This window comes from Dolomitihabitans soli (assembly GCF_022213955.1).
Lineage (GTDB): Bacteria > Actinomycetota > Actinomycetes > Streptosporangiales > Streptosporangiaceae > Streptosporangium_A > Streptosporangium_A soli.
Window position 1 is genome coordinate 40,135 of record NZ_JAKNTW010000043.1, and the last position, 14,000, is coordinate 54,134.

Annotated in this window: 15 protein-coding genes; 8 read left to right on the forward strand and 7 right to left on the reverse strand. The window is 70.6% G+C overall.

Annotated features, from left to right (window positions below):
- Positions 1-17: 17 nt before the first annotated feature.
- Positions 18-1,442 carry a type VII secretion integral membrane protein EccD gene (gene eccD / locus MBA17_RS45595; RefSeq protein WP_238504846.1) on the forward strand — a complete coding sequence of 475 codons (1,425 nt, stop codon included), beginning with the start codon at positions 18-20 and terminating at the stop codon, positions 1,440-1,442.
- Between the two features lie 80 nt (positions 1,443-1,522).
- On the opposite strand, the gene MBA17_RS45600 is transcribed toward eccD, so the two are convergent.
- From MBA17_RS45600 to MBA17_RS45610, 3 genes are read right to left on the reverse strand one after another with little or no spacing between them, the layout of a single operon-like run.
- Positions 1,523-1,948, reverse strand: coding sequence for a YbaB/EbfC family nucleoid-associated protein (locus tag MBA17_RS45600; protein WP_238504847.1), 426 nt, complete (start codon positions 1,946-1,948; stop codon positions 1,523-1,525).
- A 9-nt stretch (positions 1,949-1,957) separates the two neighbouring features.
- A complete protein-coding gene (locus MBA17_RS45605) occupies positions 1,958-2,746 on the reverse strand; it encodes a hypothetical protein (protein ID WP_238504849.1) in 789 nt (262 codons plus the stop codon).
- Positions 2,746-3,051 (reverse strand): hypothetical protein, encoded by a 306-nt coding sequence (locus MBA17_RS45610; RefSeq protein ID WP_238504860.1) that lies wholly within the window; start codon positions 3,049-3,051, stop codon positions 2,746-2,748. The genes MBA17_RS45605 and MBA17_RS45610 overlap by 1 nt, the downstream gene beginning before the upstream one ends.
- A gap of 148 nt (positions 3,052-3,199) precedes the next feature.
- Between MBA17_RS45610 and eccB the strand changes: the two genes are divergently transcribed.
- The 7 genes from eccB to MBA17_RS45645 all read left to right on the forward strand — a co-directional run bounded on the left by eccB (position 3,200) and on the right by MBA17_RS45645 (position 8,253).
- Positions 3,200-4,612 carry a type VII secretion protein EccB gene (gene eccB, locus MBA17_RS45615; protein ID WP_238504865.1) on the forward strand — a complete coding sequence of 471 codons (1,413 nt, stop codon included), beginning with the start codon at positions 3,200-3,202 and terminating at the stop codon, positions 4,610-4,612.
- 113 nt (positions 4,613-4,725) lie between these two features.
- Positions 4,726-5,037, forward strand: coding sequence for a WXG100 family type VII secretion target (locus MBA17_RS45620; RefSeq protein ID WP_238504867.1), 312 nt, complete (start codon positions 4,726-4,728; stop codon positions 5,035-5,037).
- Positions 5,038-5,050: 13 nt separating this feature from the next.
- Positions 5,051-5,359 carry a WXG100 family type VII secretion target gene (locus MBA17_RS45625; RefSeq protein ID WP_238504869.1) on the forward strand — a complete coding sequence of 103 codons (309 nt, stop codon included), beginning with the start codon at positions 5,051-5,053 and terminating at the stop codon, positions 5,357-5,359.
- A gap of 2 nt (positions 5,360-5,361) precedes the next feature.
- Positions 5,362-5,736, forward strand: coding sequence for a hypothetical protein (locus MBA17_RS45630; protein ID WP_238504870.1), 375 nt, complete (start codon positions 5,362-5,364; stop codon positions 5,734-5,736).
- Between the two features lie 35 nt (positions 5,737-5,771).
- The gene (locus MBA17_RS45635) at positions 5,772-7,094 is read left to right on the forward strand and encodes a WXG100 family type VII secretion target (RefSeq protein ID WP_238504878.1); all 1,323 of its coding nucleotides are present in this window, start codon (positions 5,772-5,774) and stop codon (positions 7,092-7,094) included.
- A gap of 89 nt (positions 7,095-7,183) precedes the next feature.
- On the forward strand, positions 7,184-7,987 hold the full coding sequence (locus tag MBA17_RS45640) for a toxin glutamine deamidase domain-containing protein (RefSeq protein ID WP_238504886.1): 804 nt from the start codon (positions 7,184-7,186) through the stop codon (positions 7,985-7,987).
- Positions 7,984-8,253 (forward strand): PepSY domain-containing protein, encoded by a 270-nt coding sequence (locus tag MBA17_RS45645; RefSeq protein ID WP_238504888.1) that lies wholly within the window; start codon positions 7,984-7,986, stop codon positions 8,251-8,253. Before MBA17_RS45640 ends, MBA17_RS45645 begins: the two co-directional genes overlap by 4 nt.
- 130 nt (positions 8,254-8,383) lie before the next feature.
- Here the strand turns inward: MBA17_RS45645 and MBA17_RS45650 are convergent, their stop codons facing one another.
- The 4 genes from MBA17_RS45650 to MBA17_RS45665 all read right to left on the reverse strand — a co-directional run bounded on the left by MBA17_RS45650 (position 8,384) and on the right by MBA17_RS45665 (position 13,667).
- The gene (locus tag MBA17_RS45650) at positions 8,384-10,885 is read right to left on the reverse strand and encodes an ABC transporter permease (protein WP_238504892.1); all 2,502 of its coding nucleotides are present in this window, start codon (positions 10,883-10,885) and stop codon (positions 8,384-8,386) included.
- 1 nt (position 10,886) lies between these two features.
- Complete coding sequence (locus MBA17_RS45655) at positions 10,887-11,639, reverse strand: ABC transporter ATP-binding protein (protein WP_238504893.1); 753 nt, start codon at positions 11,637-11,639, stop codon at positions 10,887-10,889.
- Between the two features lie 145 nt (positions 11,640-11,784).
- Positions 11,785-12,444: a response regulator gene (locus MBA17_RS45660; RefSeq protein WP_238504895.1), complete on the reverse strand. Its 660-nt coding sequence runs from the start codon at positions 12,442-12,444 to the stop codon at positions 11,785-11,787.
- 41 nt (positions 12,445-12,485) lie between these two features.
- The gene (locus MBA17_RS45665; RefSeq protein WP_238504897.1) at positions 12,486-13,667 is read right to left on the reverse strand and encodes a sensor histidine kinase; all 1,182 of its coding nucleotides are present in this window, start codon (positions 13,665-13,667) and stop codon (positions 12,486-12,488) included.
- Positions 13,668-14,000 lie beyond the last annotated feature (333 nt).

Sequence of the window (14,000 nt, forward strand, 5' to 3'; positions counted from 1 at the left end):
ACTGAGGACATGACCTGATGACCCTGGTGCCCGCGACGACCTCGTTGCCTCCGGTGTCGCCGTTGGCGGGGATCGCCCCGTCACGCGTCACGATCGTGACACCGACCAAGAGGGTCGATCTGGCGCTGCCCTCCGACCTTCCGCTGGCCCACCTGCTGCCCAACCTGCTCGCCGCGGCGGGCGAGGCAGGCCGGGATCCCGGGGGCGCCTCCTCCGGATGGGTGCTGCAACGGGTCGGCGGGCCGGCGCTGGACGCGGGCGCCAGCCTGGCCGCGCTCGAGGTGCGCGACGGGGAGATCCTCTACCTGCTGCCACGCGCCTCCGAGTTGCCCGAGGCCGTCTTCGACGACGTCGCGGACACCATCGCGACCGGCATCAAGGAACGATCGGGGCGCTGGCAGCCGCGGCACACCCGCACGGCGGGACTGACGGCGGCGGTCGCGCTCCTGGTCGCGGGCGCGGTCGCGCTGGTCCTCGGCGGGCCGCCGTGGACCCTGCCGGGCGCGGCGGCCGGTGTGTTCGCGCTCCTGGCCGTGGCGGGCGGGGCCGCGCTGTCCCGGGCGGCCGGCGACTCGGGCGCGGGCGCCGCGATCGGGTACGCGGCCCTGCCGTACGCGTTCCTCGCGGGGTTGTTCACGCCGGCCAGGCCGGTCGGCGTGCTGGCGTTCGGCGCGCCCAACCTGCTGGCCGCGTGCGCGGTCACGGCCATGGTCGCCACGGTCGCCGGGTGGGCCGTCGCCGACGGGCTGCCCAACTTCTTCGGGGTCACGCTCGCCGCCATGGTGGGCGCCGCGGGGTCGGCCTCGGTGATGTTCCTCGACGCGTCCGCGGCCGGCGCCGCCGCGGTGGCCGTGGGCGTCGTGCTGGCGTGCACGCCGCTGATCCCCACGCTGTCCTTCCGGCTCGCCCGGTTGCCGCTGCCCTCGATGCCGGCCAACGCGGAGGAACTCAGGAGCGACAACCAGGAACTCGACGGGCCCGAGGTCAAACGACGCGCCGTGGTGGCCGAGCGGTTCGCCACCGGTCTCATCGCCGGGATCGCGCTGGTGGCGGTGGTGGCGGTGGTCCTGCTGATCGGCGCGCCCGGCTGGACGAGCGGCGCGTCGGTGCTGGTGGTGGCCGTCGCGCTGCTGCTGCGGGCGCGTGTCTTCAACGGGATCGGGCAGCGTGTCTTCCTGCTGGGCGCCGGGCTGATCGGGCTGATCGTGTTCGCGGTCTCGCTGGCGGCGACCGGCCAGATCGCGGCCCTGCTCACCGTGCTCGGCCTGCTGTGGGCGGTGGCGCTGGCGGCGGGCATGGGGTTGTACCTGCCCGAGCACAAGCCCACCCCGTTCTGGGGGAGGGCCGGCGACGTGCTCGACTTCGTGCTCATCATGGCTATGTTCCCGCTGGCCCTCGGCGTGCTCGACGTCTACGCCTGGGTACGCGGCCTGAGCGGCTGACGGCATGTGACGTCTGAGCGGATGACGCCTGGTTTACGCCTGGGCGGAGGCCGGTGTGTGACGTCTGAGCCGGGGCCGGTTCACATGCGGTGACGGCGGGTCAGGTCGTCGAGCGACTCGGTGAACGAGTCGTTGATCTCCGCGAACTGCTCGCGGATCCTGGCGGGGTCGAGCGACGGGGTCTCGCCGCCCATGACCGTGGCCAGCAACTCCTCGTTCCGCTTCGCCGCGTCCTCCTGGGCCGTCCGCACGGCCTCGGTCACGGCCTCGGCGATGCCGGCGCTGTCCATCCGCATGATGCGGGGCTCCAGCGAGATCTCCTTGATCCTCCCGGTGCCGTCGACGACCGCGCGGGCCAGACCGCCGGCGCCCTCACCCTCGCCGGTCACGGTGTCGAGTTCGGCAAAGACGCCGCTCAGGCGGTCGATGGCGGCCTCGCCCTCGCGGGCCATCCGCTCCAGGTCCTCGATCTGGAAGTTACCGGGATCGAAGTCGTGCAAGGTCACTCCCCGAGATCATGGTTTGTACGGCTCCGGCTTTTCCTGCTTGGGCGCCACCCACTCGAACCCCGTGTGCGGGGGCAGCGTGTTCGGCCGGCTCGGCTCCTGGTAGGTCGGCAGGTCCTTGGTGTCGATCCGCGCCTTGGTGAAGTCGACCGCCGCGTCGCCGGTGGGGGCGAGGTGGTACAGCTGGATCATCGCCTTGCCGCCGAGGAGCAGGGAGGTGCCCGCGACGATCCCCGTGACGGCCTTGGCGAGCATGCCGGTGGTCACGGCGATCAGCGTCGCGCCCCACTGGCCCAGCATCTGCAGCAGGAGGTATCCCTTGGGGGCGAACGGCGTGGCCAGCATCCCCAGCGCGATGGCGACTCCCGACAGCAGGACCGTCAGGATCTCCCCGACCGTCACCCAGTAGGTCCGGAAGGCGGAACCGATGTCGTCGACGATGCTCGCGATGGTCTTCACATAACCACGCAGACTCTCCACCGCCTGCTGGAAGCGCTCGACCGCGTCGCTGAAGGCGTCCCGGTCGTCGGCGATCCAGCCCTCCTTGTTCTTCGTGGCCAGGTTGTTCAGCAACGCCTTCACCGTGTTGTCCAGGCGGGAGTGGATCCCCTCCCAGTTGTTGTAGATGTCTGACATGCCGGGCACGTTGGCGACCGCCGTTGAGGCGACCGCGACGCCCGCGAGCAGCGGATGGGAGACGCCCGCCACCCGCTGCAGCCCGGCTAGGACCGTTCTGGCCTGGAGGGCGGCCTTCTGCCGGAAGAGGTTGGCGCTGAGCACGCCGGGATCGATGGCCATCACTTGTAGACGACCAGGGACGACTGGTCCTCGGCGGTGCGCCAGTTGGACCTGGCCGTGTCGAGCATCTTGATCCAGGAGTCCAGCACCGTGATGGCCTCCTCGAACTTGTCCTCCACGTCGTCCTGCACGGCGCTGTACCGGATTCCGATCGCCAGCTCGCCGAGGACGCCCCAGCCGGGGGTGCTCAGGACGGTGGTGTCGATCATATTGGCGACGGCCTGCACCGCGGGGATGACGTCGAGCTCGATCTCCTGCTGGATCCCGGCGATCGCCTTGGATGTGACGTACTTCTCCTGGGTCACGCCGCCTCCGTGCTCGCTACTGCCTTCGCGTTATCTCCTACCAGTCCAGACGGCCCGTGAGACGGCTCTCCCGGTGTTGTTCACCGACACCTTGATCAGTGTTCACCTCCGGTGCTCCTATGCTGTCGCGGGACGAGACGGAGGTGCCGTGCAAACTCGGCGTGATCTCTACCAGGCGCATCGGCTGATGATGCAGCGCCTCGGGATGGCCCTGGCCCAAGGCGAACCCGATGTTCCCGAGCCCCTCATGCGCCGGCACAACGTGGCGATGTTCTGCGGCCTTCTGGTCGCCGTCCTGGTCGCGGCCGTCTTCGGCATCATCGGCCTGCTCAATCCGGGCGGGTCGACCGGGCTGACCGAGCCGGGCACGCTGATCGTCGAGGAGGAGACCGGCGCGACCTACGTCTACAGCGCCGCCGAGGCCAAGCTGCTCCCGGTCGCCAACTACGCCTCCGCGCGTTTGCTCCTCGACAGCGCCGAGGTCAAGGTGCGCACGGTGTCGTCGGCTTCGCTGGCCGGCCTCAACCGGGGAGAGCTGGTCGGCATCCCCGGCGCCCCCACCTCTCTGCCCGCCCCCGACAAGCTCGTCCGCGCCCCCTGGTCCGCCTGTGTGGTCGAGGACAAGGCGGGCAAGCCGTACGTCTCCCTGATCGGCGGGAGCGACGTCGGCGGCAGCCGGGTCGGCGATGAGCGGGCGATGGTGCTCGACGACGGGCAGCAGACGTGGGTGATCTGGGCCGACCGGAGGATGCGGCTGCCCGCGGCGCGGGTGCGTGCCGTCACGGGCGCGCAGCAGCCGAGGAAGGTGCCGGCGACCTGGCTCAACGCGCTGCCGATCGGCTCCGACTTCGTCCCGCCGGCGATCTCCGACCGAGGGCGGAAGGTGCGCGGCCCCGACGGGCGGCAGCGTGGCGTCGGCCAGATCGTGACGGTGCCCGCGCTGGCCGGCGCCGAGGCCAGGTGGTACGTGCTGATGCAGGACGGGCTCGCCCCGATCTCGCACACCCAGGCCACCCTGCTGCTGCAGGACCCCGCGAGCAAGTCGGCGTACGGCAAGGCCGCGGTCCTCCCGGTGGAGATCGACGCGGCGACCGCGAACGCGGCGGCGCAGTCGCGTACCCGGCTGGGCAGCGGCGGTCTGCCCGGCACCATGCCGAAGATCGTCTCGCCCGCCCCCACCGAGCCGCTGTGCGCCGTCTACGCCGACACCCAGAAGGGTTCGACGCAGGCGAAGCTCACGGTCGGGTCCCGGCAGCCGATCCCGGCCCCCAAGCGGGCGGGCGGCGACCAGGACCACTTCGACCAGGTGCTGTTCCCGCCGGGCGGCGCGGCCCTGGTGGGCCTGCTGCCGGGAGACGGGCAGCTCGGCGCGGTCGGCCCCTACTCACTGATCACCGACCAGGGCAGGAAGTTCGCCGTCACGGCCCCCGAACTGCTGGGGAAACTGGGTTTCGGCGCCGAGCACGTCGCGCCGCTGCCGGCCCATCTGCTGCGCCTGGTCCCGGAGGGGCCCGCCCTCGATCCGGTGGCTGCTCGCACCCCCGTACAGGTGCGTCCTTGACAGAGTTATCGGCGATACCTCAGGTTGTTACTGACACGACATGTAACAGTTGTGCACAATAAGGTCAAAGATCCTAATGTGGCGGTATCTAACCCTTAGGGAGGGTGGCCTGAATGGTTCGGACCAATGCGGAGCACGCAAACCTGCGGGATGCCGGCGACAAGACCGACATCGCCGCGGGCACGATCACCAATATCAAGAACAAGCTCGAAGCGCACACCGCCGAGCTGCGCGCCGGCTGGGACGGTGACTCCGCCCGATCCTTCGAGAGCGTCTTCGGCATCTGGCGCACCGAGATGGGCAACATCATCAACGAGCTGGTGGTCCTGTCGAGCAAGCTCGGGCAGATCGAGAAGCGTTACGTGAACACGCACGCCGACCAAGCCGCCCAGACCAACCGCCTGACCGCGCAGATCAACCACTGAAGGGGAGGTCATCATGAGTGGTGGAGACATCGACCGCACACTGGTCGACTTCGGGCAGATGGACCGCTCGGCCGGAGACTTCGCCTTCCAGTGGAAGGCCCTGGAGAGCACACTCCAGACGCTGGAGGAGGAGCTCGACAAGCTTCTCGCCGGCTGGGAAGGCGACGCCCGCGACGCCTACCTCCAGGCCCGCGTCAAGTGGGACGCCTCGTCGGGCCGGATGGCCGCGGTGCTCCAGCAGCTCGGCGGAACCATCGAGATCGGCCGCGAGAACTTCACCAAGGCCGAGCAGGCCAACGTCAACATGTTCGACGGCAGATAACCATGGCGGAGCACAATCCAGGTGAGTACGGCCCGCCGTCGTGGCCGGTGGCCCAGGACGCCAACGGCTTCGACGTCAAACGGGGCAAGCTCAAGACCATCGCCACCTCCCTGGAAGAGGACCTGGTGCCGGTCAAAGGCGTCGGCAGCGGCTCCGTCATGCACATGGAGCAGTACTGCAACGTGAGCGCGGAGCACGTCGGGCAGTGGGATGCGGCGCAGGACCTCCACAAGGTCCTCGCAGACGGCTATACGGCGATCCACACCGGCTACGCCGAGTTCGTGACGCGCTGTGAGGGCGTCATCGCCGCCGTGCGGGCCGGGGCCGGAGGGTACGACCAAGGCGAGATCAGCAACGGCGGCAAAGAGCAGGCCTGAACATCGTTTGCGCCTGGTGACGGTAGGAGGTGGACGTGGGCGAGTTGGTGCCCAGCGACTTGTCGCTCAAGCGGATCAAGCGAGGGGTCGTCCCCCACGGGGACAGCGGCAGCTACAACAGCATCGACCAGATCAAGAAGTGGCTCTCCGAGACCAGCCCCGCCGAGCTCGACTCCGCCGCGGAGAGTTACCTGAGGGCGGGTCAGTTGCTCAGTGGCGAGGAAGGGCTGGCCCTGCGACTGCATTCCGTCGCCGTCGCGCTCTCCGAGAACTGGGCGGGTGACGCGGCCAAGCGCAACATCGAAGCCCTGCGGCAGTTGCACGGTACGGCGATGCAGATAGGCAGGCAGGCGGGCGTCATCGGCAACGTGCTCAAGGATTACGCCCAGCTCCTGCGGGAGAACAACGGCGGCTCCCTGGACAACGGGCTCGGCGGAGCCACCTGGGACAACGGCATGTGGGGCTGGGCCGGTGGCGGTGGCTGGACCTGGGACTCGGAGAACGAGCAGGCGGCCAAGTATCTGCAGAAGATCAACGGCCACATCGTCACCCTGTACCACAGACTGCCCGACGAACTGGTCACCGAGTTCCCCAAGGTCACCCCCGGCGGCAAACCCGATCTCACCAACTCCAACCTGCCCACCGGAGGCGACATCCCGCAGGGCGGCCCGACAGGCGGGGTGGGGGGCGGCGGTGATCCGTTCGGCGGGGCCGGCGGCCTGCCGGATCCGCGCCTGAACAACTCCGGCCTGCCCGACCCCAAGGGCCTGCCCGATCCCAAGGGCCTGCCCGATCCGACCGGTATCGGCGACCCGCCCGGACTGGGGAACTCCGGCCAGAGCGGTACTGATCAGGCCAGTACCCCCGACCTCAGCGGAAACGGGCCAGGCGGCAACAGCCAGTTGCCGAACCCCAACCTCAACGACTCCAGCAGCCCTCAGGGCACCGGGCTGAACTCTCCGAACTCGACGATGCCGGACCCGAAGCTGGGCGACTCCCGCTCGACCGATCTCGCCGGATACGATCCTTCGACGCTGAGCAACCCGAACCTCGGCAATACCGGCTACAACGGCTCGACCGGGACCGGGCTGGGACCCACGGGCAACGGGTTCGGCTCCACGGGCACCGGAGGGGGCACGGCGGGCTACGGCGCGGGCGCCGGAGGTCTGGGCGGCGCCAACGGGCTCGGAACGCGCGCGGCAGGCGGCGCGCCCGGAATGGGCGGCATGCCGTTCATGCCGATGGGCGGCGCGGGCGGCGGTGAGGGCGGTGGGGAGCGTGAGCGCTCCACCTGGCTCTCCGAGGACGAGGATGTCTGGGGCGGCGACGGAGAAGTCGCTCCGTCGGTCATCACCTGACGCGGACGGGGAGGATCTGGCAAACTTCGCCTCCTCCCCGTACCCGTCCCCCTACCATCGGCGTTCTGTGCGGTGAAGGAGGGACGTGCGTGTTCCATGATCCGGTCTCTGCCGGGCGGCGGGCTCCATGGAGCCTGCCTGAGGGCGGTTACAACCCCGTCGTCACCGCCGACGGGCGCCGATGGCGCGACTACGAGCTGGCCGCCGAGGCCGCCGTCTTCGAACCCGGCCAGGAGCCGGGCACGGAGCCGGCCAGGGCCGACTGGTTCGACAGTGCGAACCGCCCGCCGCCGCTGGCCGGCGCCAGGCCGTACGGCGAGCCGGGCGGTCTCGCCAGGCCGGACCCGCAGACTCAGCACGACATCGACCGGGCCGTGCCCGAGGCGCAGGAGGGCGGGCCCAGGAGGTTCCCCGATCCGCGGGGGACCTGGATCCGGCTGATCAACGGGGAGGGCCCCGTCGATGATCCGTTCCGTGCGACCAACGCGCTCGACTGCGCCCTGGCGGTGCTGTCCACCTGGCACGGGGAGCCCGCGGTGGCGGCTCCCCGGCAGCCCGAGTACGACGCGGCGGGCCGTCCGCTGCTCACCGGTGAGACGGCGGGGGTGGCCAGGGCGGAGCAGTGGCTGGGCTACCGGTTCGAGTATGTCGGCCAGGGGCGGCGGGCGTACACGCCGATCGCTCAGCGGCTGCTCGCGGGTGGTCACGGCGCGGCGGCGGTGCTGGTGACGCGGTGGCCGGGCGGCGGCTCGCACGCCTGGAACGCGGTCAACTCCTGCGGCGAGGTGATCTGGATCGACGCCCAGCGGGGGCACATGGCGGTCGAGCCGCCCTACGACACGGTCACCGGGGTGTTCTGCGTGGCCATCGACCGGGAGGGGCGTCGCCGGTGAACCTGGAGCAGGCGCGGGCGATCGCCGAGGAGTATTTCAACGGGGTCCGCCCGCTGGACGACGCCCACGAGGTCTCGGTTTACAGCTTCAAAGACGGATATGTCGCCTGGGCCAAGGAGGACGAGCCCGACGATCCCAGCGTGCTGCCCACCGTCGTGGGCGGCGGCTGCGTGGTGATCGACGCCGCCACCGGCGAGATCATGATCCGCCCCCTGCTGAGCCCGGAGACCGTCGCCGACCAGTGGCCGGGCCGCCGTCCCCGATAGACGGTGTCCCCGATAGACGGTGTCCGTGATTGACGGCTTCCGCGATGGACGGCACAGTCACCTCGCGCGGGCCCACCACCACCCCCGGACACGGGTGGCCGCAACTCGCCGTGGGCCCGCGCAAGGCTGATCAGCCCGATGCCAGCGAGCCGACGATCGACGCCCTGGCGGCACGGCGGGCGGGCAGCAGCGCGGCCACCACCCCGGCCAGGCCGGACAGCACGACGAACGACGACACCTGCTGGACCGGGAGGTCGAACAGCGGATCGGCCACCATGGTCTGAATCGCGGCCCAGCCGAACACGACGCCCAGCGTCACACCGACCAGTGCCCCGATGAGTCCCAGTACCAGAGCCTCCACAGTCAGCATTCTACGAAGCTGGGGACGCGTCAGGCCCAAAGCCCGCAGCAACGCCGACTCCCTGGTGCGTTCATGGACGGAAAGGGACAACGTGTTGGCGATGCCCAGCAGCGAGATGAGGATCGCCAGCCCGAGCAGCCCGGCCAGGACCATCAGCTGGCTGTCCATGGCCTGGTCGAACTCGCTCCTGAGCTCCGTCGAGCTCAGCAGCCGCACCGTCGGATACGCCTGCCCGGCCGCCTCGACGGCGACGCGCGCCCGGTCGGCGGCGACGCCGTCCGCCACGTTGACCATGATCTGCGCGTCACCCACCTCGCCGAAGTACTCCTCGAAGGCCGGTACGGGCACCAGCAGCGGCGGGATCCGTGAGGCGGAGCCGTCATAGACCGCCACCAGCCTGAGCGCGACCGTGCCTCCCTTCGGGGTGGTCAGCGCCACCTGGTCGCCCGGCTTGACCGCCCGCTCCTCGGCGAGACGGTCGGCCATCGCCACCGAGCCCGCGGTGAAACCGCGCATCGACCCGGACACGGTCGTGACGTCGAACGGGCCCTCGAAGGCGCCGGCGTCGACGCGGTCCTCGCCGAGCCTGGCCTCGGCGCCGCGGATCTGCACCACGGAGGCCAGCTCCGGTCTCGATCGGAGCTCCGCCGCGATGGAGTGCGGCATCGTCGAGTCGCCCTCCTGGGTGGCGAGCACGAAGTCGACGGGGAACTGCTCGTCGAGCTGGCTGCCGTACGTCATCCTGATGCTGCCGGTGAGCACCGACAGCAGCGTCATCAGCGTCACGCCGATGGTCAGGGCGATCGTGGTCGTCGCCGCCCGCTTCGGATTGCGCCGCGAGTTGGCCACGGCGAGCCGGCCCGGCACCCCGAACAGCCTGGCGGGCAGCCAGCCGGCGAAGGCGCTCAGCGGCCTGACGATCATCGGCCCCAGCACCACCACCGCGAGGAACGTGAGACAGCCGCCGCCCATCACGACCAGCAACGCCACCTCGCCCGGATCCATCACGAGGCCGGCCACCGTCGCGCCGAGGCCGCCGAGCAGGAAGAGACCGGCGAAGATCGCGCGAACCATCCCCGTCCGGAACGTGTGCTCCTCCACCTGGGTCCGCAGCGCCGCGATCGGCGCCACCCGGGTGGCCGTGCGGGCGGGCAGCAGCGCCGCGGCCATCGTCACGAGCAGGCCGAGGACCAGCCCGATGACGATCGTCCTGGGCGCCAGTGCGGCGGTTCCGGTCGGCAGGGAGACGTCCATCGCGTCGAGTACGGCGAGGGCTCCCGCGCCGAGGCCCAGCCCGACCAGCAGGCCGAGCGCCGAGGAGATCAGGCCGACCACCGCCGATTCGAGCACGATCGAGCCGAAGATCTGCCGCTTCGTGGCTCCGATGCAGCGCAGCAGCGCCATCTCCCTGGCCCGCTGCGCGACGAGGATGGTGAAGGTGTTGTAGATGACCAGCGCCGCGACCAACATCGCGACCAGGCCGAACAGCAGCAGGCCCACGGTGAGCAGCCGGCTGTTGGCGCCGTTGGCCGCGGCGAGGTCGGCGGCGAGCTGTTCACCTGTCCTGACCTCGTATCCCTTGCCGAGCGCCGCGGCGACCGCATCCCTGAGCCGGTCCGGGGCGACGCCGTCGGCGGCGAGCACGTCCAGCTCGACGAAACCCTTCTCGCCCGTCATCTCCCGCGCGGTCTCCGGGTCGAACCCGACCGCTCCGGTGTAGGCGAGCTGCTGGTCCACACCCACGTCGAACAGGCCGACCAGGGCGAAGGAACGCGTCTTCCGCGCGCTGTCGAGCACCGAGATCGTGTCGCCGACCGCGAAGCCGCGGATCCTGGCGGTGTTCTCGTCGAGTACGGCCTGCCCGGTGCGGGGGGCCGTGCCGCTGGTGATGGTGCTGCGGTTCAGCTTGCCCTGGTGGATGGAGACGCCGGTGGTCGGGAGGTCGCCCACCGTCTTGCCGTCCTTGCCGACGAGCGCCGCCGTACCCCTGACGAGTCCTTCGGCGGCGGCCACGCCGGGCACCGCGCGGACCTTCGCCAGGTGGGCGGGGGAGACCGTCGGACGCTCTTCGCCCTTGCCGCCGTCGCCGGGTGTGACCGCGACGTCGACCCTGTCCGCGTCGGCCGAGAAGGAACGGCTGAACCCGGCCTCGATGGTGTCGGTGAGCACGAACGTGCCCGCGATGAAGCCGACGCCCAGCGCGATCGCCACCGAGGTGAGCAGGAGACGCAGTTTGTGCGCCAGCAGCCCGGCCAGAGTCGTCCTCAGCACCTCAGGCCTCCAACGTCAGCAGCGTGTCGAGCACGGACTGTGGGGTCGGCTGGGACAGCTCGCTCACCAGCAGCCCGTCGTGCAGGAAGACGACCCGATCGGCGTACGACGCGGCCAGCGGGTCGTGGGTGACCATCACGATGGTCTGGCCCAGTTCGCGCACCGAGGTGCGCAGGAAGGCCAGCACCTCGGCGCCGCTGCGGGAGTCGAGGTTGCCGGTCGGCTCGTCGGCGAAGATCACCTGAGGCTTGCTGATGAGCGCCCTGGCCACCGCGACCCGCTGCTGCTGACCGCCCGACAGCTCGGCCGGCTTGTGCCTGAGCCGGTCGCCCAGGCCGACGGTGTCGATGACCCTGTCGAACAGGACCTGGTCGGCCTGCCGTCCGGCGATCTCCAGGGGGAGCCGGATGTTCTGCTCCGCGGTGAGGGTGGGCAGCAGGTTGAACGCCTGGAAGACGAACCCGATCCGCTCCCGGCGCAGCATCGTGAGCTGCTTGTCGCCCAGGCCGGTGAGCTCCACGTCGCCGATGTGCACCGAGCCGCCGGAGACGGTGTCGAGCCCCGCCAGGCAGTGCATCAGCGTCGACTTGCCCGAGCCGGAGGGCCCCATGATCGCGGTGAACGCCTCGGTGGCGAACGTCACGTCGACCCCGCGCAGGGCGTGCACGGCCGCGTCCCCCTCGCCGTAGACCTTGGTCAGTCCTCTGGCGACCACGGCGTCCGGTGCCGCTCTGCGGACTTCGGTAAGGGTCACGGCTGCTCTCCTCGGTGGTGCGTCGACTGGTGAGAGCAACGCTATGACCGGGGACGACGTGATTCATGGGCCTCCGGAACGGGCTTGTGGTGCGGCCCGGAGAGGATACGGAAGGGGCAGGTGCGACTTCCGCGGTAGCCGACGGTCAGCCTTTCGGCCGATCCGTGGGAACCACCAGCCCCGACTCGTACGCGAACACGACCACCTGCGCGCGGTCGCGCAGTGACAGCTTGGCCAGCACCCGCCCGAGATGCGTCTTCACCGTCGCCTCCGCCAGCGTCAGCCGCGCGGCGACCTCGGTATTCGACAGGCCCCGCGCCACCAGCACCAGCACCTCCCGCTCCCGGGCGGTGAGCAACGCCAGCCGGCCCTCCTGCCGCTCCCGCCCGTCCGGCAGATGTACGGCGAAGCGGTCCAGCAGGCGGCGGGTCGTGCTCGGGGCCACCACCGAGTCGCCGGAGTGCACCGACCGGATCGCGCTGACCAGGTCGGCCGGCGGCACATCCTTCAGCAGGAACCCCGACGCGCCGGCCCGCAACGCGGTGAAGGCGTACTCGTCGAGGTCGAACGTGGTCAGGATGAGCACCCTCGGCCCGTCCGGCCGGGCGCGGATCGCGCGGGTGGCCTCCACCCCGTCCATCAGCGGCATCCGGATGTCCATCAGCACGACGTCGACGGGGATCCGGCCGGCCAGCTCGACGGCTTCGGCCCCGTCGCCGGCCTCGGCCACCACCTCGATGTCCGGCTGCGCGCCCAGCACCATCCGGAACCCGGCGCGCAGCAACCGCTGGTCATCGACGAGCATGACGCGTATCACCGCTCGATCCTCTCCGCCGGCATGTGCGGTCACGCGGCCCTGGTGACGTCCGAGCGGGGAACGGGCAGCCGGGCGGACACCTGGAATCCGCCGCCGTTCCGGGGCCCCGCGTCCAGCTGCCCGCCGTACATCGCCACCCGCTCGCGCATGCCCACCAGCCCGTGACCCTGGCCGGCGCGCGACGCCGACGCGCCCCTGCCGTCGTCCACCACGCGCAGCGTGATCTCGGCCGGGCCGAGGACCAGCTCCACCGACGCCCGTGCCACCGGCCCGCCGTGCTTGAGGGTGTTGGTGAGCGCCTCCTGCACGATGCGGTAGACGGTGAGCTGTTCTCCCTCGGGGACGGCCCCCGCCGTACCGGTGATCTTCAGGCCCACGGGCAGCCCCGACCCCCGGATCTGTTCGACGAGCTCCTCGATCTGAGCCAGGCCCGGTTGCGGCGCGTACTCCTCCGTGGCGGTGTCGTCCTGCCGCAACACTCCGACCAGCCGGCGCATCTCGGCCAGCGCCTGCCGCCCCGTCGCCGAGATCGTCCGTACGGCGGCGCGGGCCTGGGCGGGATCGGTGTCCATGGCGTAGCCCGCCCCGTCGGCCTGGACGATGATCACGCTGACGTTGTGCGCCACCACGTCGTGCAGCTCGCGGGCGATCCGGGCCCGTTCGGTGGCCGCGGCGATCTTGGCCTGCTGGTCGCGTTCCCGCTCGGCCCGGTCGGCGCGCTCCTCCAGCTCCTCCAGGTAACGGCGCCGGGTGTTGGCGTAGATCCCGGTCACCCAGACGGCGACCACGAACATCGAGCCGCTGGCGAAGGATCCCGGGGACAGGGTCTGCCAGTGGGACATGACCAGGACCAGGCCCAGCTCCGCCACCAGCCCGGCGGCGACCGCCCAGCGCAGCCGGCAGCCGGCGGCCACGGCGTACATCGCGATGAGCACGGAGACGTTCGCCGTGGCGGGGTCCAGCCCCGCCAGCCACTGGCCGAAGCTGACCAGCGAGACCACCGCGAACACCTCGCGCGGCCGCTCCCGCCGCCACACCAGCGGCGCGATCAGCAGCGTGGAGAGGACCAGGTAGCCCCAGACGCTCGGCGCCCCCTCCCCGGACGTGTAGGAGGCGATGCCGAGCAGGCAGAACAGGGCGATCGGGGACACCCACAGGACGTCCACGATCACGCGATGGCGCTCGCCCCAGGCGCGCAGGCTCCCGAACACATGCCAACCCTATGTATCCGCCGGGCGCCCGCCTTCCGTCTGGAGGCTGAGTTCGGGATACGACTCAGGTCGCAGGTGTCACCCTGTTTACGCGGTCCTTACACCTCGTAGAACACCATGGTGATCGGGAGCGCTCCTTCCGAGGGGCGGGTAAAGGGAGATCTGTGGCCGACGGATCGTAACGATGCCGGGTCGCGCGGCGAAGAGGACGCGTCGCGCGGCCCAATCTCTCCGAGGGCGGCCGCTAGAGCGCGAGATGCGTACGAAGAGCGGCTAGTGCTACCAGAGGGCACGTTGCGGTCCGTGCCGGCTGCGGTCCTGTCTTCAGGGTCC